The sequence below is a fragment of the Cupriavidus sp. H39 genome (assembly GCF_050271075.1).
In the GTDB taxonomy this organism is placed as follows: domain Bacteria; phylum Pseudomonadota; class Gammaproteobacteria; order Burkholderiales; family Burkholderiaceae; genus Cupriavidus; species Cupriavidus necator_B.
The window spans coordinates 1,938,820-1,958,735 of record NZ_CP189848.1 but is presented as its reverse complement, the minus strand read 5'-3'; the positions used below and the strand labels follow the sequence as shown (position 1 = coordinate 1,958,735).

The following is a 19,916-nucleotide window of genomic DNA, read 5'->3' as shown; positions in this document are numbered from 1 at the left end:
GGCGGAGCACCGCGCCGGCCCTCATCGCGGCGCCTGCGCGGGCGCGCCCTGCCCTTGCTGCAGCGCGAACTTGCGCTGCAGCAAGTCAGTCGGCGTGGTCTGGATCGCGCGCATCCACATCGCCGCGTCCTGCGTCAGGCCGACCTGCAGCGACTTGCCGCCCGACTCTGGCGGCTTCGCGGCGTCGTACTTGATCTCGTCCGGAGGCAGGTCCGGGGGCTCTTCCTCGTCGTCGGGGTCTGGCTTCTGTCTGGGTGTCTGCTGCGCCAGCAGCTTTTCCATCAGCGCCAGGTTGGCGGTTGCCGCGGGCCATTGTGGCTGGCGCCTGAGCGCCTGGCGATAGCGCGCGGCGGCCTGCTGGTACTGGCCCTGCCGCGCCAGTGCATTGCCCTGGTTGTAGTCTGCCTGCGCGGAATCGACCAGTGCGAAGCTCTGCACCGCCTGCGCATACTGGCCCGCGCGATACTGCGCGACGCCGCGCCACATCGGATCGTCGAACAGCGTGGCGGCGCGGGCAAAGTCGCCCTGCTCGAAGGCGCGCCGGCCTTGCTGGTCGTGTGTCAGCCAGAGGTCGGCAAAGCGCCATGGGCGTACGGCATCGGCCGGCGTGGATGCTGGTGCAGCGGCTTGCGTGGATGACTGCGCGCGGGCCTCGGGCGGCGCGGCAAATGCCAGCGCCAGCAGCAGGCCGGCGCTCCAGCGCACGGTCCAGCCCTTGCGGAACCACAGCATCGCCAGCAGCGCGATCGGCGGCACCAGCCACCAGCCTTCATCCTTCCAGCGCGCGCGGTCGCCGGCCTGGATCCGTTCGAGATGCGACTGCACGTGGCGCTGCACCCAGGCCACGTCGTCGTCGCTGCCGGGTGTAAAGGTCGCCAGCGGCACGCCGCTGTCATCACCGAAGCGCTTGAGCGCCGCCTCATCCAGGCGCGCAAACACGCGCGCGCCATCCCGCTCGACCAAGCCGCCCGCGGCATTGCGCAGCGGGCCGCCCTGCGCGGTGCCCAGCGCCAGCACCACCGGCTGGCTGCGGCCGCTGTCTGCCTGGGCGCGGAAGGCCGCGGCGGCGGCTGGGTCGACGGCGTCGGTCAGGAACAGGATGGTGCCGGGCACCGGCTCGTGCTTCAGGTCGGCGTCGATCACGCGCAGCGCCTGCGCCATGTCGCGCCCCGGCACCGGCATGATGCGGGTCTGCAGCGCATCGGCGAAGGTCTGCAGCAGGCTGGCGTCGTCGGTCAGCGGCAGCACCAGGTGGGTCGAGCCGGCATAGGCGTAGATCGCCGTGCGGCCGCCGTCGCGGCGTGCCAGCAGCGCCTTGATCTTGAGCTTGGCGCGCTCCAGCCGCGTCGGCGTGACGTCGACCGCGTCCATGCTGGGCGACAGGTCCACGGCGATCGCCAGCGGCGCCTTGTCATCGAGGAACGGCGGGCGCTCCTGGCGCCAGCTCGGCCCCGCCAGCGCCACGGCGCCCAGCGCCAGCAGCAACGCGGTCAGGTGCACCGGACGCAGCGCCAGGCGGCGGCGTTCGCCCAGCATCAGGGCGTCGAGCAGGTGCGGCGCGATGGCCTCGCGCCAGCGCCGCCGCACGTCGCCGCGGCGCCCCACCGCCCACACCAGCAGCGCGGCCGGCAGCAGCCCCAGCAGCCACCACGGGCGCAGGAAATGGAAATGCGAGAGCGAGTCCAGCCAGGCCAGCATCAGCGCCCGCCTCCGGCGGCATCCGCCATGGCGACTGGCGGGTCCGCGGTGTCAGCGTCCCCGGCCACTCCGGCCGCTTCAGCCGCCTGGCGCAGACGCGGCCGCGACCGCCATGCCGAATACCCGAACATCAGCACCTGGTACGCCAGCACCAGCGCCAGCGCGGCGCCCAGCGGCCACATGAACAACTCGCGCCGCGGCCGCCACGACAGCGTCTTCTGGTCATGCGGCGTGATCTGGTCGAGCGTGGCGTAGATGGTTTCCAGGCCGGCCTGGTCGGCGCCGAAGAAATAGCGCCCGCCGGTCTGCGCCGCCAGGCGCTGCAGCACCTCCAGGTCGACCTTATCTTCGCCCGCGGCGTTGGGGTCGCCGATGCCGACGGTATGCACCACCACCTTGCGCTCGCGGGCGATGCCGCCGGCGCGCTCGGGCGGCATCCGGCTGGCGGTGTCGTTGCCGTCGGTCAGCACGATCATTACCCGCTGCGGCGCTTCGCTGTGCTCGAACATCTTGATGCCAAGCCCGATTGCATCGCCCAGCGCCGTGCTCGGCCCCGCCATGCCGGGCAGCAGGCCGGCAAGCAGCGTCTGCACCAGCTGATGATCCAGCGTAAACGGCGCCAGCGGGTATGGCGCGTCGCCGAACACGACCAGGCCGATGCGGTCGCCCGGGCGTCTTGCCACGAAATTGCTGACCACCTGCCGCACCGCCTGCACACGCGGGATCAGTGCGCCCGACGGATCGCGGAAGTCGCGCGTGTCCATCGACTGCGACAGGTCCAGCGCCAGCAGCAGGTCGCGCGCGGGCTGCACCTTCTGCACCGGCGCTTCGAGAAACTGCGGCCGCGCCAGCGCCGTCACCACCAGGGCCCATGCCAGCGGCGCCAGCACCCATTGCAGCCGGTTGCGGCGCGGCACCACGGCACCGGCCGCGGGCGTCAGCCCGGCGGCACTCGCCACCTCGCCAAAAAACGGCAGCCGCACCGACGGGCTTTCCTCGCGGTACGGCGGCAGCCACCACCACAGCAACAACGGCAGCGGCAGCAGCACGAACAGCCAGGGGTATTCAAACTGGTACATGGTGCTCAGCGATCCAGCGCCGGCATGCCGCGGCGACGGCCCGCACCTGGGGGTCCGGCCATTGCGCCAGGGCCGCGTCGCCGCGGTACTCGGCGTCGTGCACCAGCGCGGCCAGTTGCGGCGCGACGTCCCGGGCGCGCCCCGCATGCGCCTGCAGGAATTCGGCCCAGCCGCCGCCGGTCAGGCTGGCCACCTGTGCGCGCGGCCATGCCGCCAGCGCGGTGCGCTTGAGCAGCGCCGCCATCGCGCGCAGCGCCGTGGCGCGGCGCATCGGGTCAGTTTCCAGCGGCAGCGCCGCCAGCTCGGCCAGCGCCTCGCGCCGGTAGCGGTTGGCACGGTAGCGCCGCCACGCGCGCCAGGCCGCCCAGGCCAGCGCCAGCAGCAGCATGCCAGCGGCGATCGGCCAGCCAATGGTCTGCGGCAGCCACGATGGCGGCGGCGGCACGGACAGGTCGGCCAGCGTCGCCAGGGTGGCCGGGCCAGCACTGTGGGTCAGGCTCATCGCGCCGCTCCCGTGCGTTGCCGCAGCGGCGCTTGCTGCAGCGGCCGGCCCAGCAGCCGGCGCATTTGCGGCGCGGTCTCCTCGGCCGTCGACAACGGCAGCAGCGGCACGCCCATGGCATGGTGCCAGTCCAGCAGCGACCTGGCGCGGGCATCGGCAAACTCGGCGATGCCGCGCCGCGTGGCGGCGTGGCCAAAGCCCAGCTCGACCTGCAGTTCGCCGTCGCTGACCACCAGCTGCCCCGAACCCGGCAGCTCGCCGAGGAACGGATCGTGGACCAGGATGGTCAGCACATCGTTGTGCGTGGCCAGCGCCAGCATCAGGTCGCGGGTGCGGGCGTCATGGCCGTCGAAATCGCTGATCACAATGACCAGGCAATCGTGGCGCGCCATGCGCGTGGTGCGCTCCAGCGCCGCGTTCAGCTGTCCCGCGGCACGGCGCGCCGGCGCATCGGCGCGCAGCGCCTGGTTGAAGCGCGCGATCCCGCCCAGCAGCTGCTGCACGGCGTCGCGGTTGCGGCGCGGCGCAAACGCCTCGATGCGGGCATCGCCCAGCACCACGCCGCCGACCCGGTCGCCTTGAGCCAGCACGCGCCACGCGGCCAGCGCCGCGGCCTCGGCCGCGCTGACCGATTTCATCGCGCGCCGGCTGCCGAAGAACATGTTGATGCGCTGGTCCACCACCAGCAGCACCGGACGGTCCTTTTCCTCGGTATAGACGCGCACATGGGGCTGGCCGGTACGCGCGGTCACGCGCCAGTCCATGCTGCGGAGATCGTCGCCGGGCAAGTACAGGCGCAGTTCCTCGAAGGCCAGGCCGCGCCCTCGCACCCTGGAGGCATGGCGCCCGGCCAGCACGCTGTGCACCGGCTGGCGCGGCAGGAAGTGGAAGTCGCGCGCGGCCACCTCCAGCCTGGCCAGCGCCGCGGCATCGACACTGACACCAGGCACCGCCTGCGACGATGGCGCGTGCGCCGCCGGCGCGGCGCGGGCGATGGCGCGTTGGAATGGCAGGCGCATGGTAGTGGCCTCGCTGGCGCTCAGGCCACCGCCACCTGCTGCACCAGGCGCTCGATCACGGCATTGGCGCCGACGCCGGCCGCATGCGCCTCGTACGACAGGATCAGCCGGTGCCGGAACACGTCGCCGACCACGGCCTGCACGTCCTCGGGCGTGACGAAGTCGCGCCCGCGCAGCCACGCATGCGCGCGCGCCACCTTGTCCAGCCCGATCGAGCCGCGCGGGCTCACGCCCACCTGGATCCATTGGTCAAGGTCGTCGTCGACCGGCTTGGGGTCGCGCGTGGCCTGCACCAGCGTGACGATGTAGCGCTCCACCGCCTCGCTGACGTAGATGCCATGGATCTCCGCGCGCGCGGTGAAGATGGCCTCGGGCGCCAGCCGCACCGGCGCCGCGCCACCGCCGGCCGCGCCGCCGGCCTCTTCCGCGCGCGCCAGCCTGACGATATCGGCCTCGGCATCCGCTTCCGGGTAGCTCACGCTGATATGCATCAGGAACCGGTCCATCTGCGCCTCTGGCAGCGGGTACGTGCCCTCCTGTTCGATGGGGTTCTGCGTGGCCATCACCAGGAACAGCGGCTCGAGCTGGTGCGTGGTGCCGCCCACGGTGACCTGGCGCTCTTCCATCGCTTCCAGCAGCGCCGCCTGGACCTTGGCCGGCGAGCGGTTGACCTCGTCCGCCAGCACCAGGTTGGCGAACACCGGGCCGGCCTGGAAGCGGAATTCGCCCTTGCCGCCTTCGGTGAAGTAGATCTCCGACCCGGTGATATCCGCCGGCAGCAGGTCCGGGGTGAACTGGATCCGCGACAGCCGCGCATCCAGGTTGCGCGCCAGCATCTTGATGGCGCGGGTCTTGGCCAGCCCCGGCAGGCCCTCCACCAGCAGGTGGCCGTCGGCCAGCAGGCCCAGCAGCAGGCGTTCGATCATGCGCTGCTGGCCCACGATCGACTCGCCCATGCGCTGCTGCAGGGCCAGGACGTCGTCGCGCGTGCTCATGGGGTATTCCTTGTTGCGGCCGGGGCGCGGCGGGCCTGGCCGCCGACGAACCATGCATAGTAGGGATTGTCGGGATCGGCGCGCATGGCCTGCGTGATATGGCTGGCCCAGGCCTCGCGATCGCCGCGGTAGGCGTCGAGGCCGGCGCGGTAGAACGTGTGCAGGACCTGGCGCTGGTGGCGCAGCTCGCGCCAGAAGGCGTCGTCGGCGCCGGCCAGCGGCGGCTCGCTTTGCAGCGCCAGCAGCCTGGACAGGGACTCCGGGAAGGCGTCGGGGCGGACCCAGCCGGCATACTCGATGCGCGGCCGGTCGTCGGTCACGGGCGGCGCATCGGCGGCATACCAGTCCAGCCCGGCCCGGTCGGTGACCCAGGTGGCCATCAGCGCCGCCGCCGAGCGCACGCCGACGGCCTGCAGCGCCGCGGCGACCCCGGGCTGCGCAAAGCGCGCGCGGATCTGCGCGGCATCCAGCGCCAGCGGCGCCATCGAGCCTACCAGCATCATTTCGTGCAGCTCGGTGGTCCACAGCGTGGCGTGCGGGAACACGTCCAGGAAGCTGCGCACCAGCATGCGCGTGTCCTCGTCGTTCTGCGTCGGCAGCGGCAGCCACTGCGCCACCAGCCCGCCGGGTTGCAGCCGCGCCGCCGCCAGGCGGTAGAAATCGGTCGAATACAGGTTGGCCACGCCGGCGGCCGACGGCGGCGGCGGCTCCAGCGTGACCAGGTCATACTGCTGCGGGCTCTGCAGCAACTCGCGCCGGCCGTCGCGCAGGCGGATCTCCACGCGCGGATCGGAGGCGACGCCGAAATTCCCCTCAAAGCGGGGCACCGCGCGCGCCACCGGCGGCAGCAGTTCCGCCACCACGCGCCGCTCCAGCCCCGGCCATGCCAGCGTGGCGCCCGCCGTGATGCCGGTGCCCAGCCCGATCACCAGCGCCGACTTCGGCGCGCCGTTATGCACGATCAACGGCAGCAGCGCCTGCAGGCGCATATAGCGCTGCGAGGTCATGGCGTCGCCGGAATTGGACACGCCCTGGATATAGAGGCGGCGGAAACGGTTGCTGGCGGAGGCCTGCTCCAGCACCGCCACGGTGGCGCCGCGCCCTTCCTCGTAGAACACCAGTTCGCCGCCGCGCGCCTGCGCCAGCAGGGTGGCGAAGCGGTCCGGCGGCGCCAGCGCGGCGGCGATCACGGCCAGCACGCCCACCATCGGCACGGTCCAGCGCGCCAGGGGCCGCACGCCGCTGCCCAGCGCCACCGCCACCACGCCGACCACCGCCGCCGCAATCGCCAGCAGCGACAGGGTACGCACCAGGCCCAGGTACGGCACCAGCACGAAACCGGCCAGCGCCGTACCCGCGATGCCGCCCAGCGTATTGAGCGCCACCACGCTGCCGACGCCCGCGCCAATGCGCCGGCTGTCCACACTGACGCGCAGCACGAACGGGAACGCCGCGCCCAGCAGCAGCGTCGGCACGAACACCACCGTCAGCGCCGCCAGTGCGAACCTCGCGCAAGCCGCCAGCAGCGGGCTGGCGCTGACGCCCTGCACCCACGCCGACAGGCTGCCCTGGGCACGCAGCAGCCATTCGCCCAGCAGCACGAATTCGAGCAAGGCCACCAGCCCGGCGGCCGCCACCAGCAGGCCGAAGGCGCCCCAGGGGTCGCGCACGCGATCGGCGTGGCGCGCGGCCAGAACGCTGCCGAGCGCCAGGCCGGACAGATAGGTGGCGAGCACCACGGTGAAAGCGAAAGTGCGGGTGCTGAGAAATTGCACGATGGCCTGCGACCAGACCACCTCGTAACCCAGCGCGATGCCCCCGGCGGCGGCGTACAGCAGCAACGCGAGCCTGCCATTAGCGGCATCGCGCGCAGCAGCGGCGCCGCGCGCTGCACTGGCGCCGCCTGCCGCGGCGGCGGCGGGCCCGCGACGATCGAGCAGCCAGGCCCCCAGCGCAGCCGCGCCATTGAGTGCGCCCGCCGCGATGGCGCTGCCGAGGATGCCGAGCGCGGGCAGCAATACAAAGCCCGCCAGCAGCGTGCCGGCAATCGCGCCCGCGGTGTTGGCGGCGTAGAGCCGCCCGCCGTGCGTGCCAACGCAGCCGGGGCGCGAGGCCAGCACGCGCACCAGCACCGGCAGCGTTCCGCCCATGACGGCCGCTGGCAGGATCACCAGGACCAACGGCAACGCCCACGCCAGCATGCCCACCCGGCTTTCCAGCCAGGCAAACGGTGCGGCGGCCTGGGCCAGTGCCAGCGTGGCAGCCACACCCAGCACCAGCACCGCGATTTCCAGCGCGGCATACAGCCTGAGAAGACGGCCACCGCGGTCAGCGATGCGCCCGAAGATCCAGCCGCCCAGCGCCAGCCCGCCGAAGAATGCGCTCACGGCGGCGGTGACGGCATGGACCTCGATGCCCACCACCAGGGCAAGCTGCCTGATCCATAGCACCTGGTAGACCAGCCCCGCAGTGCCCGAGGCAAAAAGCAGCAGGGCAGGCCCCCGCGCGGCTTCATGCAAAACCAGCGGATCCTGCCCTGCCTGCACGGCGGCACGGGCTGCTTGCCCGCGCCTGGCCGTCGCATACCGCACCGTTTCCTTGCCGGAGCTTGCGCCGGCGCGCGCTTCTGCCATGGTGCGATCCCTATGGTATGGACCAGCCAGCCCGCCAGGCGGAAGCTGACTGGCCGGTAACGCCGGCTGCTACTTGCCCCCGGCGGCTCCCTTGTCGAGAGATTTCATCACCGCCTCGGTCATCTGGTCGATGGTGAAACTCGCCGGCCGCTGGCTGGGCGGGTAGTCCTTGAACGACTGGAGGAATGGAGCCACGCGGGAGGACGCATAACTGATCATGTAGGCGTTCTTCGCGGTCCAGTCATAGTACTGGTCGGAAACGACATCCGCGCGCTCATACGGATCCATGCGCAGATTGAACGCCTTGGGCACGCGCAGGCAGGTGAACGGGTTGGCCCACACCTGGAAGCCGCCGGGCTGGCGCTGTTCGCAGAAGACAAACTTCCAGTCGTTGTGGCGCATCGCCACCAGTACGCCGTCATCATTGAAGTAGAAGAAATCCTGGCGCGGCCCGGTATTGGTCTGCCCGGTCAGGTATGGCAGGAAATTGTAGCCATCCAGGTGCACCTTGAATGATTTTCCGCCAAAGCTGGTGCCCTTCAGCAGCCGGTCCTTGACATCGGCATCGCCGGCCGCGGCCAGCAGCGTGGGGAACCAGTCGAGCCCGGAGATCATGGTCGTGGACACCGTGTTGGGCTTGATGCGGCCGGGCCACCGGATGATCGCCGGCACACGGAATGCCCCTTCCCAGTTGGTGTCCTTCTCGCTGCGGAACGGCGTGGTCGCGGCATCCGGCCAGCTGAACTGGTTCGGGCCGTTGTCCGTGCTGTAGATCACGATCGTGTTGTCGGCCACCTTCAGGTCATCCAGCGCCTTGAGCAGCTTGCCGACGTGGCCATCGTGTTCGATCATGCCGTCGGCATACTCGTTGCCGGGCATGCCGCTCTGCCCCCGCATCGATTCGCGTACATGGGTGAACACGTGCATGCGCGTGGTATTCATCCACACGAAGAAAGGCTTGTCGGCCTTCACCTGCTTGTCCATGAATCCGATCGCCGCCGTCGTGGTCTCATCGTCAATGGTTTCCATGCGCTTGCGGTTCAGCGGCCCGGTGTCTTCGACCTTGCCGTCCGCAAAGGAATGGATCACACCGCGCGGTGCGTTGGCCTTGACCCAGGCCTCGTCGTTCTTCGGGTAGTACGGCCGCTCCGGTTCCTCTTCCGCATTCAGGTGGTACAGGTTGCCAAAGAACTCATCGAAGCCGTGCGCGGTAGGCAGGTACTCGTTGCGGTCGCCCAGATGGTTCTTGCCGAACTGGCCGGTCGCATAGCCGAGCGGCTTCAGCGCCTGGGCAATGGTCACGTTTTGCGCCTGCAGGCCGACCGGTGCACCCGGGATGCCGACTTTCAGCAGGCCCGTACGCAACCCGACTTCACCGGTGATGAAGGTGGAACGCCCCGCCGTGCAGCTGTTCTCGCCGTAGTAGTCCGTGAAGAGCATCCCTTCCTGGGCGATGCGGTCGATATTCGGGGTCCGGTAGCCGACCACCCCATGGCTATAGGCGCTGATGTTGGTCTGCCCGATGTCATCGCCAAAAATCACCAGGATGTTCGGCTTCTTGCCGGACGCGGCTGGCGCTGCCAGCGCCGGCGCGGACGCCGCCGGAACCGGTGCGCTGGTCGCCACCGGCGGATTCTCCTTGCCCGGTACCGGTGCGGCCGCGGTCGGTCCAGGCGCCGCGGCGGGTGCCTGTGCCGCCGGCTGCTGCGCCTTGGGCGGCGTTTCCTTCTTGTCGCAGCCCGTCACCGCGACCACAACGGCCGCCATGGCCAGCATCACCAGCCTGGAACTCCGCCGCCTGACTATGCGTTCTTCAACTCGGTGCATATCCAGCCTCCGTTGGTTGACCCGTTACGGTCGGTTTACTGCTGATCCCGTGATGGTCATGGCTTGCCGGCCGGATAGACCTGCTGCCAGTCCCGCTTCATGCTGACCACCGTCCAGCCCCTGGCGCGGGCCGCGTCCAGGGCCTTGTCGAGCTTGCCGACCTTGGACTGGCGGTCATAGGCGAACTCGCGCTCGGCATCGTCGTGATGCACCAGCACGCCCATGCGCGGGCCCTCGCCCCCCGTGGTGTACTCGAGCATCTGCAGGTCGCCGTCGGAATTGCCGACGGCGAGGATCGGGCGGCGGCCGATATGCCGGTAGATGCCGACCGGCTTGCCCGGCCCGTCATCGACAAACTCCAGCTTGGGATCGCGCACCAGCACCGGCTTGCCGTCCCGCAGCTGGTAGCGCACCGCCTGCGAGGAACCGATCACCTGTTCGGGCGGGATGCCGTAGATGGCCTGGCTCCACGGCCGCATGAAATCGATGGTGCCGCCCGAGACGATGTAGGTCTTGAAGCCGTTGGCGCGCAGGTAGGACAGCAGCTCCAGCTGCGGCTGGTACACCAGTTCGGTGTACGGCCGGTTGAATTTGGGATGCCGGGCCTTGGCCAGCCAGTCGCGGATGGTGCGGTCGTAGTCGTCCACGGTCATGCCGCTGTTGGCGTTGGCGATCAGCCCGGCCAGCTGCTTTTCGTTGCGCATCAGGCCCTCCATGTCGTTGGCCATCAGCGCCTTGAACGCCGGGTTGCCGCGCCATTCTGGGTGCTGCGGCGCGGCGGCGCGGACCTGGTCGAGCAGGAAGAAGAACTGGAAGTACAGCGGCTGCTCGCTCCACAGCGTGCCGTCGTTGTCGAACACGGCCACGCGCGCCTCGGGCGGAACGAAGCCGGGCGAGCCCGGCTGCGTCACGTCGGCGACAAACTTCAGCAAGGCTTGCCGGGCCGCGCCGTCGCGCCACGATGCCAGCGCCGGCCCCGCCGGCTGCACCGCCTGCGCGGCGCCATCCTGCGCGACGGGCGCGCTGGCTGGGGTCGAGCAGCCGGCCAGCGCCAGGCCGGCCAGCGCCAGTGCGGCGATGGCCGTGCGCGCGTGGCTGGTAAAGGTTGCGAGGGGCGCTGCCCGGTTCATGTTGATCGCTCCTGTCGCGTGCTGCCGTGTCGAAGGCAAGGTGGCGCGAGCGGGGCTAGCGCGCCGCCGGCGCGGCCGTGCCGGCCATGGCCACCGGTGGCCGCCGCTGCAGCTCCGCCCAGCGGCCCTCGTCCATCACCAGGCGGAAGCCGAGATGCGACATGCTGTTAAAGGGATCGGTGCCGCGCCGCGCGCTGGGGCGGTAGCTCAGGCAGAAGTCCTCGTTGCACAGGAACGAGCCGCCGCGCGTGACGCGCTTGGGCGCGTTGACTGGCACGCCCGGTTCGGACGGATCCCATGACGCCAGCGGGCCCATCGGATTTTCAATCGGCTGGGCCTTGCCGGCTTCGCGCCGGAACTGGTCGGCCCGGTACCAGTCCGCCACCCACTGCCAGGCGTTGCCGGTCATGTCGGCAAGGCCATAGCCGTTGGGGGGGAACGTGCCGACCGGGCTGGTGCCCAGCGCCCCGCCGGCCTTGGGACTGACCACCGGAAACGGCTGGTTCTGCTGGCCCTGCCAGACATTGGCCATCTGCTTGCCGTCCGGGGCGAACTGCTCGCCCCAGGCATAGGTGGCCTGCTCCAGCCCGCCGCGCGCGGCGAACTCCCATTCCGCCTCGGTGGGCAGCCGCTTGCCGGCCCACTTGGCGTAGGCCTGTGCGTCTTCGTACGAGACCTGCACCACCGGGTGATTGTCCTTGCCCTCGATCGAGCTTCCGGGGCCGGTCGGATGGCGCCAGTCCGCGCCGGGGACATAGCGCCACCAGCGCGAGTAGTCCTGCAGCGGCACCGGCCGCGGCGTGCCGACGAAGACCATGCCGCCTGCCACCATCGCGCTGTCGGGCGGGCGCGGCGTGCCCGGCGGCAGCTGCACGCGCAGGGTTTCCCAGTCGGGCGCGCGCTCGGCGGTCGTCACATAGCCGGTGGCTTCGACGAACTTGCGGAATTCCGCGTTGGTGACATGGTGCTGGTCCATCCAGAACGCATGCACGCGCACCTTGTGCGCCGGCTTTTCATTGAGCTGCGCCATTTTGCTGTCGCTGCCCATCAGGAACTCGCCGCCGGGCACGCGCACCATGCCGGCCGGACCGCTCTTGCCATCGCCGACGACAATGGCCGGCACCGCCGGGGTACCACCCTTCAGATACCAGTAGCTGCCGCCCAGGCCGGCGGCCATCCCGAGGCCGAGCAAGGCCAGCAGCCACGCCCGTTTGCCGCTGCGCCATCCGGGCTTCCGTGCCGCTGAGCCGGAACGCCCCGCCGCTGGGCCGGGATTGCCGCTTTCACGTTGTCCGCTCATTCCATTGTCTCTGTATGCAAAAGCCGCGCTGATTCAGCGCAAACAATGATCTCAGATGGCTACAGTAATCAGAAGTCAGCTTTTTATGATTTCAGCGCGCAGTGAATTAAGTTTTTTTCGCAGGCTGCGGCTTCAGTGCCAGGCGCTCCCTACCTGGATATAGAACGCGTTCTGGCCCTTGCTGTGGGCCACATCCAGCCCGATCGACAGCCCCAGCTTGCGCGCGATCATGTAGCGAAAGCCCGCGCCGACGCTGTAGATCGTGGCGGCGTCGGCAAAATCATGCCAGCGCCCATAGGCCTTGCCGACGCCGGTGAAGCCGAGCAGCGACCAGCGCGGGGTCACGTCCCAGCGCCATTCCATTTCCGCCGCGAGCGCATTGCGGTCCTGGTAGCGCCCTTTCTGCACGCCGCGCAGGTCGACGTACGGCTGCGCATAGAACGGCACGTCGCCGCTGGAAAAGCGCGTATCGGCGCGCAGGCCCAGGATGACGGTGCGCGCCAGCGGCAGCCAGGTAAAGCCGCGCGCGTTGTACATGTTGAACGACTGGGTACTGCCAAATCCGCCGCGCGCGAACTGCGCCTCCAGTTCGGCATAGCTGCCGCGGCTGGGATAGAAAATGTTGTCGCGCGAGTCGTAGTCGATCACCAGTCCGGCCTTGCCGATGCGCTGGGTCCGGTCGAAGCTGCCGAGCTCGCCGGCATCGCCAAACTTGAAGGTCGCGGTCGAATCGAAGTACACATAGCGCGGCCCCACGTACCAGCGGCTATCGGCGATGCGCACCAGCAGTTGCTGCACCAGGAACACCCCGCGCAGCGCATAGGCACGCGCCTGGTTGCGCAAGCCGTAATAGTCGAGGTTGGCATCGACCTTGGCCAGGGCGCCGAGATACCGGTAGCGGTCGCCGTCCCAGGTGTGGAAATGCGCGACGCCGGCGCCCCAGGTGCCGTTCTCGGTATAGGCGCCGCCGACGCCGGTGATGTTGGGCGGCGCCGGCCCCTTGCCGCTGGCCTTGGCACTGGCGGCGGCATCGGCCATCGATTGCGAGACGAACATCAGCCCTAGCCCCGCGCCGTAGCCGACCGCCGGTTCGGTGATGATGGTGGGCACCGGCAGCGCGCCCTTGTGGTTAAGCAGGAAGTCGCTCATGTCCAGCGCGCCGTCTTCCGGGTCGAAGAACGACAGCGGCTGCTTGCCGGCAGTTGCCTCGGCCTGGCCGCATGCGGCGCTGCACCAGAAGGCAGCCAGTGTGCCAATCAGCGCGGCAAGGCGCCTGGTGGTGTCGGGACGAATCATCGGCGCAGGCTCAGGGCTTCAGTTCGATTCCTGGTCTCTTCATGCGGTGCCGTCAGCCGGCAGTGGATCGGGGATCGGCAAGCGCGCAGACCGCGGCGACGATCACAACGGGAACTGGATATTCAAGCCCATGAACACCTGGAATTTCGGCACACCATTGCCGTCATGGCTGACCGTCCATTGCGGTTCTGCAAACAGGTTGTAGGTTTCCTTGCCGACTTTCCAGATCTTGCCCGCGCCAATTCCGATCGGGATGTAATAGTTGCCGCGCTTGAGGTCGAAGTTCCAGGTCGCGCTGCTGCGCAGGTACCAGCCTTGCGGCAGGTTATAGATGACAAAAGGCTGGGCGCTCAGGTTATCCTGCGTGGGCCGGTCACCCTCGCCGGCAAAGGAGTGCTGCCAGGTCACCAGCCCGCCGAGCAGCCCCCACTTCTGCGGTGCGATGGCCACGCCCGCCAGGCCGGCCTGCCACTTGCCGGTACCGGTCTGGTCGCGCGACGCGGTAGGAATGGTCAGTTGCGGTCCGATGCCCCATTCCATGCCCAGGCCCTTCACCAGGACAAGGTTGAACAGGTTGAGGTCGCCCAGCCCGGTCTTGCTGCCATCGGGCGCGACATTGGGCGTGGTGACGACGGGCAGCGTGAAGCGCAGGATCTGCGGCAGCCCGAACAGCTTGTGCGGCACGGTGCCGCGCAGCAGCACGCTGTTGCCGTCCTCGTCGCCGAGCCCGTCATAGCGCCCCACGTACTGGTCCTGCAAATTAAGGGTAATGGTCGGGGTCAGCGGATTGTTCGAGGCATTCATGTCGTCGGTCGACGGACCCGCCGCCAGTGCCAGGACCGGCAACATCGCCGCCGCACAGCCCGCCGCAAGCCCCGATATCCGCATGAACAAAATCATTGCCTGATGCGCCCCGGATAAATTCATTATCATCGCCATTCGAATATGGCGTTTGCATCATGGCAGAGCGGCGTTTCCCTTGTGAAGTAAATGTTTGCGATGCCGTAATGAAAAATTTTCGAGAGTTCGCGTGCTCCAGGAACGAGGGGGTTTGCTGCTAGTATGCAATGTCGGGAAACCAGGCGGTCGGGGCGCTCCTTTACCGCGACATCTCATTGCGGCAGCCGCGGGCACCGTACCCGGCCCGGGCTGCATTCCGTGTTCATGCCTATGCCAAAAACCTTCGCCCTCCGGCTTGCCATGTCCGCAAACCTGATCCTTGCCTGCGCCGGCGCCCACGCGACCGAAGGCGCGCTCGGACGCCCCGTGACCGGCACCAGCGTGGTTCCCAATGCGGGGATCGTGTCGCCGGAGCCGGCGCTGATCGTCAATGTCGGCGAGATCTACCTTGACGGCTCGATCGGCGGCAGCCGCACCGTGCCGATCGCGGGCAAGGCCTCCGCCGGGGTGGACGGCAAGGTCGCCTTCACGCTGGCGACCGTGATGAAAGTGTGGGACACCGATACCGGCGCCTGGAACTTTGCCTCCAGCTTTACGCTGCCCTATGTGTGGACCAAGGTCACGGCCAACCTTGCGCTTGGCGGCCGCGGCAGCAGCACGCAGGACACCGCGTCCAACCTGTTCGACATCACCTTTGCGCCCATCATCGCCGGCTACCATTTTTCCAAGACCGAACACGTGGCACTGAGCCTGAACGTGTGGGCGCCGACCGGCAAGTACGACCCCAACGCCCTGGCCAACCCCAGCCTGAACAACTGGACCTTCATCCCGCAGGTGGCCTACACCAAGTTATTCCCGGAGCACGGGCTCGAGTTCGACGCGGTGGCGGGCATCCAGTTCTACACCCGCAACCACGCCACCGATTACCAGAACGCGCCGCTGTTCACGCTCGACACCATGCTGCTGAAGCGCTTTTCGAACGGGGCCGGCCTGGGCCTGATCGCCGGCACGACGCAGCAGCTGGGCGACGACAGCGGCCCGTTGGCGGACCGCCTGAACGGCTTCCGCGGGCACGACTGGGCCGTGGGCCCGATCGTCACCTACGACACCAAGGTGGGCGCCAAGAGCCTGCTGTCGCTGGGCCTGCGCTGGGTGCCATCGGTGGCGAGCAAGAACCGGCTGAAGAGCACCAACACATTCATGGGCACGGCGACGCTGGTCTTCTGAACGCATGCCGGAGTCCGCCAAAGGACTGCCGCTGGCCGAGCGATCAAGCCGCTGCGTCCGCGTTGATCAAGCGCAAGCCCAAATCCATTTCCTGCCTGCACACTGGCCACCATGACGATTTTGCCTTCCTCTTCCCCCGTTACCGGCGACACCCGCCCGCCTGCGCCCGCCGAGCCCTCCGTGCCGCCGCGCCGCCGGGCGCTGGTGCCGCGCGGCCGCTTCGCCTTTGTCACCGGCATCCTCAGCTGGACCCTGCTGATCGCCAGCACGCTGTTCTGGTGCGCGCTGCTGTTTCCGCTGGCGCTGCTGAAACTGGCGCTGCCATTTGCCGCGGCCAGGCGGCGTATCGACCCACTGCTCAACGGCATCGCCACCGCCTGGATTTCCTGCAACACCGGCTGGTTCTCGTGGATCCAGCGCGAACCGTGGGACATCCGCGGCAACGACGGGCTGCGCTATGCGGATTGGTACCTGGTCAACTGCAACCACCAGTCGTGGGCCGACATCTTCGTACTGCAGCATGCGTTGAACCGGCGCATCCCGCTGCTGAAGTTTTTCCTCAAGCAACAGCTGATCTATGTGCCGGTGATCGGCCTGGCCTGGTGGGCACTGGACTTCCCGTTCATGAAGCGCCATGGCAAGGCCGAGCTGCGACGCAATCCGGCGGCGCGGCGCCAGGACCAGGAAACCGCCCGGCGCGCCTGCGCGAAGTTCTCGCTGGTGCCAACCAGCGTGATGGTATTTGCCGAAGGCACGCGCTTCACCGAGGCCAAGCGCGCCGCGCAGGCTTCGCCGTACCGCCACCTGCTCAAGCCCAAGGCCGGCGGGCTGGCGGTGGCGCTGAACGCGATGGGCGACAAGTTCCGCTCGCTGATCGATGTCACCATCGCCTACCCGGACGGTGCACCGGGCTTCTGGGACCTGGCCTGCGGGCGCGCGGGCCCGGTGCTGGTGCGCATGCGCCAGCTGCCGGTGCCACCTTCTTTCTGCCAGGCCGACTACGGCAGCGACAAGGCCTTCCGCACCGAATTCCACCACTGGCTGGCACGCCAGTGGGAGGCCAAGGACGCGGAGATCGATGCGCTGATGCCGCCGCGCCAGGGCTGAGCCACCGCTAGCCGGGGAGCCGCTCGATGGCGCGCTTGCCCTGCCCCACCGCCGCCGTCAGCGAAGGGCTGCCGGCATTGTCACTGTTGGCGATGCTGATGTTGCCGGCACCGGCCAGCCCCGGCCACGCCGCGTCGGGCGCCACGTTTTCGCCGGCCAGGCTGTCCGGCATGTAGCTGTAGCCGTGGGCCCAGCGGTTGACGGTGATGCCGCGGATCACGTCCTTCGCGGCAAAGCCCTGGTGCCCCAGCATGCGGTCGAGCTGCGTGCGGATGTCGCGCTCCATCGCGTCGAACGGCGTGCCCAGCAGCAAGGCACGGCCGGCGCGGAAGCGGTCGCGCGCGGGCATGCCGCTGTCGGGCACCGTCGGCACATAGAGCATGTGCAGCACGGCGGGGTCGGAGGGCTCCCTGCCGGCGGGCGGCTCCAGCCACAGATCGGTGTAGGCCATGGCCGGCGCATGGATGCGGCGCGTGCGCAGCGCCGCAAACGCCTGCCAGTGGTCCAGCGCCACCTTGGTGTAGACCAGCGGCGCCTTGGCCCCGTTGTGCAGGATCGCTTTCTGTTGCGCCGGCAGCGACGGCAACAGGTAAGGGATCATCATGTTGTAGCCGGCCAGCACCACGTGGTGCGCCTCGACCCGATGCAGGTCGCCGCTGAACCCATAGGTCACGCGCGTGATCGGGCCGTCGGGCTCGACCGCGATGGCGGTGCTGTTCAGCCGCAGCCGCACCGGCTGCCCGTCGCGGTCCAGGCGGCTGTAGTCGAACGCGGCCGACACGACGTCCGCCGCGCGGGTGACCGGCGCCACGCCCGGGATCAGGCTCTGCACCAGCAGCCGCGCCAGCGAGGCATTGCCATCGGCAAACCACAGCCGTGAAGCCGGCGACTTGCCCAGCCGCGCATTGCCTGCCGGCGCCGGCATGTTGGCGCCGGCAGGCAGGCCGATGGCGATGGCGTCGGCCACCGAGATGCCGTCGGCATCCAGCGCATAGGCGTCATGGCTGCGGCTGCGCAGGAAGCGTTGCCCGGCCAGGCCGATGCCGGCCCGGTCGCGCAGGAAGGTGGCGTAGCGCATCGCGCGCAGCGCTGCCGTGCGCGCCGCGCCGGACAGCGCCGGCAGGTAATCCGTGGTACCGGCAGCCAGCCGCGCCAGCGCGGCGCGGTCCGCCTCGGGCAACGGCGCGCTGTCCAGAAAGCGCGACAAGGCCGCCGCATCCGGAGCGCCCGCGCGCGCGCCGCTGCGCGCGTCGATCCCTTCGCCAAACGGGTCGCCCGCGACCCATTGGTCGCGCCCGAAGTGCTCGGCATCGAAGAACACGGCCCGGCCCATGCCGAGCGCGGCATAGGGGTCGGCGGCCGCGGCGGCGGGCGGCTGCGCGGGATCGAGCCCGAGCCCGGCCAGCAGTTCGCGCACCGCGGCGTCGCTGGCGGCGCCTGCCGGCATCTCGGCGCTGCCGCCATAGGTCACCAGCCGCTTGCCGCGCACCGTGAACTCGTTGCGCTTGGCGTGCCCGCCGAAATCGTCGTGGTTGTCCAGGATCAGGATGCGGCGGTTGGCACCGAAGCGGCGGCGGTAGAACCACGCCGCCGCCAGGCCGCTGAGGCCGCCGCCGACCACCACCAGGTCATAGGCTTCGCGCGCCAGCACCGCGGGATACTTCGCGCCCTCGCGCGCCAGGCTGTGGGCCAGCGTGTAGGTGCCCGGATGGTTGCCGCGCAGGCCGGTCAGCGCGGGCGGATACGCGGGAGACGGTGCGCCGGAGCGGGTCTGCGCGTGCAGCAGCTGCGCCGGCGCCAGTCCCGCGGCAATGGTCAGCGCGGTGCCATTGAGGAAGTCTCTGCGGGTGATCGTCATCGGCGGCTCATGGTTTCGGCGTCGGCCTGGCGCTGCGCGGCAAGGGCCTTGCGCCGCGCGGCGACCTCGGACTCCGGCACCGGCGCGGCGCGATTGCCCCAGCTGCGGCGGATGAAGCTGAGCACGTTGGCCAGCTCCTGGTCGTCCAGCGTCCAGCCATAGCCGGGCATGTGGTAGTCCGACGGCGCGGTGCCCACCCGCGCGGTCACGGCGCCGTCGAGCAGCAGGTTGACCAGCGAGGCCGGATCCGGATCGGCCACGGTCGGGTTGCCGGCCAGCGGCGGAAATACCCGGGCGAAGCCCTTGCCATCGGCCCCATGGCACGGCATGCAGAACACCGCGTACTGGCGCGCTCCGGGCAGGTCGAAGCGGCCCTGCCGAAGCTGCTGCGCGGTGGCGGGATCGTGCCGGAACGGCTGGTTTTCGCCGCGCGCGCCTGGCAGGGACTTGAGGTAGGCGGCCACCGCGTCGAGGTCGGCCGGGCTCATGAACTGGGTGCTGGTGGAGACCACCGTGGACATCGGGCCGAACGAGGTCGCGTGGGCATTGCGCCCGGTGCGCAGGAACTCGGCGATCTCCGCGCGCGACCAGGCGCCCAGGCCCGTGAGCTGGTCGCCGGTCAGGTTGGTGGCGGACCAGCCTTCCACGCTGGCGCCGGACAGGAAGTGCCGGCTGCGCTCGTCCAGCCCCTTCTCGGCGAACAGCGTGCCGCGCGGCGTATGGCAGGCACCGCAATGCGCCACCGCCTGCACCAGGTACGCGCCGCGATGCCAGGCGGCGTCGCGCGCCGGGTCGGTACGAACCGGGTCGTCATCGAGAAACAGCACATTCCACACCGCCAGCAGGCCGCGCATGCCGAACGGCCAGCGCATCTGCGGCGCGGGATTGCGCTGCGCGACCGGCGCCACCTCGGCGCGCAGGTAGGCATAGAGGGCCGCCACGTCGTCGCTGCGCAGGCGCGCATACGACGGGTATGGCATCGCCGGATACAGCCGCTTGCCGTCGCGCGCCACGCCGTGGCGCACGGCGCGGTCGAACTCGGCCAGGGTGTAGGCGCCGATGCCGCTGCCGGCATCGGGCGTGATATTGGTCGAATACAGCGTGCCGACCGCGGTGCGGATCGGCAGCCCGCCGGCAAACGGCTTGCCGCCTGCGCTGGTATGGCAGGCGGCGCAGTTGGCGATGCGCGCCAGGTAGCGGCCGCGCTCGACCTGCTGGGTGTCGCTGGCGGCCAGCGCCAGGCCCGCTGGCAGCAGCATGGCCAGCGCCAGCCCGGCCAGCTTGCGCAAGGCGCGGGAAACAGCCTTGCCCGGCCGGTTGGAATCGCAGCGCATGGAGGCAGTCT

15 protein-coding genes are annotated in these 19,916 nt (G+C 69.6%); 2 read left to right on the top strand and 13 right to left on the bottom strand.

Annotated features, from left to right (window positions below):
• Nucleotides 1-21: 21 nt before the first annotated feature.
• From ACOCMH_RS24485 to ACOCMH_RS24435, 11 genes are all read right to left on the bottom strand, one after another.
• Entirely contained in the window at nt 22-1,698 is a 1,677-nt protein-coding gene (locus ACOCMH_RS24485) for a VWA domain-containing protein (protein ID WP_427309483.1), read from the bottom strand.
• Nucleotides 1,698-2,777 carry a vWA domain-containing protein gene (locus ACOCMH_RS24480; RefSeq protein WP_427309481.1) on the bottom strand — a complete coding sequence of 360 codons (1,080 nt, stop codon included), beginning with the start codon at nt 2,775-2,777 and terminating at the stop codon, nt 1,698-1,700. The genes ACOCMH_RS24485 and ACOCMH_RS24480 overlap by 1 nt, the downstream gene beginning before the upstream one ends.
• Entirely contained in the window at nt 2,764-3,279 is a 516-nt protein-coding gene (locus tag ACOCMH_RS24475; protein ID WP_427309479.1) for a DUF4381 domain-containing protein, read from the bottom strand. Before ACOCMH_RS24475 ends, ACOCMH_RS24480 begins: the two co-directional genes overlap by 14 nt.
• Nucleotides 3,276-4,298: a DUF58 domain-containing protein gene (locus tag ACOCMH_RS24470; protein ID WP_427309478.1), complete on the bottom strand. Its 1,023-nt coding sequence runs from the start codon at nt 4,296-4,298 to the stop codon at nt 3,276-3,278. The genes ACOCMH_RS24475 and ACOCMH_RS24470 overlap by 4 nt, the downstream gene beginning before the upstream one ends.
• 20 nt (nt 4,299-4,318) lie before the next feature.
• Entirely contained in the window at nt 4,319-5,293 is a 975-nt protein-coding gene (locus ACOCMH_RS24465; RefSeq protein WP_427309476.1) for an AAA family ATPase, read from the bottom strand.
• Nucleotides 5,290-7,926, bottom strand: coding sequence for a fused MFS/spermidine synthase (locus tag ACOCMH_RS24460; RefSeq protein ID WP_427309474.1), 2,637 nt, complete (start codon nt 7,924-7,926; stop codon nt 5,290-5,292). The genes ACOCMH_RS24465 and ACOCMH_RS24460 overlap by 4 nt, the downstream gene beginning before the upstream one ends.
• Before the next feature lie 69 nt (nt 7,927-7,995).
• Entirely contained in the window at nt 7,996-9,693 is a 1,698-nt protein-coding gene (locus ACOCMH_RS24455) for an arylsulfatase (protein ID WP_427309472.1), read from the bottom strand.
• A gap of 116 nt (nt 9,694-9,809) precedes the next feature.
• Complete coding sequence (locus tag ACOCMH_RS24450; protein ID WP_427309470.1) at nt 9,810-10,883, bottom strand: HAD family hydrolase; 1,074 nt, start codon at nt 10,881-10,883, stop codon at nt 9,810-9,812.
• A 55-nt stretch (nt 10,884-10,938) separates the two neighbouring features.
• Complete coding sequence (locus ACOCMH_RS24445; RefSeq protein WP_427309469.1) at nt 10,939-12,183, bottom strand: formylglycine-generating enzyme family protein; 1,245 nt, start codon at nt 12,181-12,183, stop codon at nt 10,939-10,941.
• Nucleotides 12,184-12,315: 132 nt separating this feature from the next.
• Nucleotides 12,316-13,479 (bottom strand): BamA/TamA family outer membrane protein, encoded by a 1,164-nt coding sequence (locus ACOCMH_RS24440; RefSeq protein WP_427309467.1) that lies wholly within the window; start codon nt 13,477-13,479, stop codon nt 12,316-12,318.
• A 102-nt stretch (nt 13,480-13,581) separates the two neighbouring features.
• On the bottom strand, nt 13,582-14,283 hold the full coding sequence (locus tag ACOCMH_RS24435) for a hypothetical protein (protein WP_427309465.1): 702 nt from the start codon (nt 14,281-14,283) through the stop codon (nt 13,582-13,584).
• 366 nt (nt 14,284-14,649) lie between these two features.
• Between ACOCMH_RS24435 and ACOCMH_RS24430 the strand changes: the two genes are divergently transcribed.
• A complete protein-coding gene (locus ACOCMH_RS24430) occupies nt 14,650-15,606 on the top strand; it encodes a SphA family protein (RefSeq protein WP_427313349.1) in 957 nt (318 codons plus the stop codon).
• Nucleotides 15,607-15,717: 111 nt separating this feature from the next.
• On the top strand, nt 15,718-16,713 hold the full coding sequence (locus ACOCMH_RS24425; RefSeq protein WP_427309463.1) for an acyltransferase: 996 nt from the start codon (nt 15,718-15,720) through the stop codon (nt 16,711-16,713).
• 7 nt (nt 16,714-16,720) lie between these two features.
• Here ACOCMH_RS24425 and ACOCMH_RS24420 read toward each other — a convergent pair whose 3' ends face one another.
• Both ACOCMH_RS24420 and ACOCMH_RS24415 read right to left on the bottom strand, forming a co-directional pair.
• Nucleotides 16,721-18,571, bottom strand: a complete 1,851-nt coding sequence (locus tag ACOCMH_RS24420; protein WP_427309461.1) for an NAD(P)-binding protein — start codon at nt 18,569-18,571, stop codon at nt 16,721-16,723.
• Nucleotides 18,568-19,905 (bottom strand): c-type cytochrome, encoded by a 1,338-nt coding sequence (locus ACOCMH_RS24415; protein WP_427309459.1) that lies wholly within the window; start codon nt 19,903-19,905, stop codon nt 18,568-18,570. Before ACOCMH_RS24415 ends, ACOCMH_RS24420 begins: the two co-directional genes overlap by 4 nt.
• Nucleotides 19,906-19,916: the final 11 nt, after the last annotated feature.

Coding starts and splice junctions, on each gene's coding strand:
- ACOCMH_RS24480 (WP_427309481.1), bottom strand. CDS start 2,777: ATGTACCAGTTTGAATACCCCTGGCTGTTCGTGCTGCTGCCGCTGCCG.
- ACOCMH_RS24470 (WP_427309478.1), bottom strand. CDS start 4,298: ATGCGCCTGCCATTCCAACGCGCCATCGCCCGCGCCGCGCCGGCGGCG.
- ACOCMH_RS24415 (WP_427309459.1), bottom strand. CDS start 19,905: ATGCGCTGCGATTCCAACCGGCCGGGCAAGGCTGTTTCCCGCGCCTTG.
- ACOCMH_RS24475 (WP_427309479.1), bottom strand. CDS start 3,279: ATGAGCCTGACCCACAGTGCTGGCCCGGCCACCCTGGCGACGCTGGCC.
- ACOCMH_RS24435 (WP_427309465.1), bottom strand. CDS start 14,283: ATGAATGCCTCGAACAATCCGCTGACCCCGACCATTACCCTTAATTTG.
- ACOCMH_RS24440 (WP_427309467.1), bottom strand. CDS start 13,479: ATGATTCGTCCCGACACCACCAGGCGCCTTGCCGCGCTGATTGGCACA.
- ACOCMH_RS24420 (WP_427309461.1), bottom strand. CDS start 18,571: ATGACGATCACCCGCAGAGACTTCCTCAATGGCACCGCGCTGACCATT.
- ACOCMH_RS24465 (WP_427309476.1), bottom strand. CDS start 5,293: ATGAGCACGCGCGACGACGTCCTGGCCCTGCAGCAGCGCATGGGCGAG.
- ACOCMH_RS24485 (WP_427309483.1), bottom strand. CDS start 1,698: ATGCTGGCCTGGCTGGACTCGCTCTCGCATTTCCATTTCCTGCGCCCG.
- ACOCMH_RS24445 (WP_427309469.1), bottom strand. CDS start 12,183: ATGAGCGGACAACGTGAAAGCGGCAATCCCGGCCCAGCGGCGGGGCGT.
- ACOCMH_RS24450 (WP_427309470.1), bottom strand. CDS start 10,883: ATGAACCGGGCAGCGCCCCTCGCAACCTTTACCAGCCACGCGCGCACG.
- ACOCMH_RS24425 (WP_427309463.1), top strand. CDS start 15,718: ATGACGATTTTGCCTTCCTCTTCCCCCGTTACCGGCGACACCCGCCCG.
- ACOCMH_RS24460 (WP_427309474.1), bottom strand. CDS start 7,926: ATGGCAGAAGCGCGCGCCGGCGCAAGCTCCGGCAAGGAAACGGTGCGG.
- ACOCMH_RS24455 (WP_427309472.1), bottom strand. CDS start 9,693: ATGGCGGCCGTTGTGGTCGCGGTGACGGGCTGCGACAAGAAGGAAACG.
- ACOCMH_RS24430 (WP_427313349.1), top strand. CDS start 14,650: ATGCCAAAAACCTTCGCCCTCCGGCTTGCCATGTCCGCAAACCTGATC.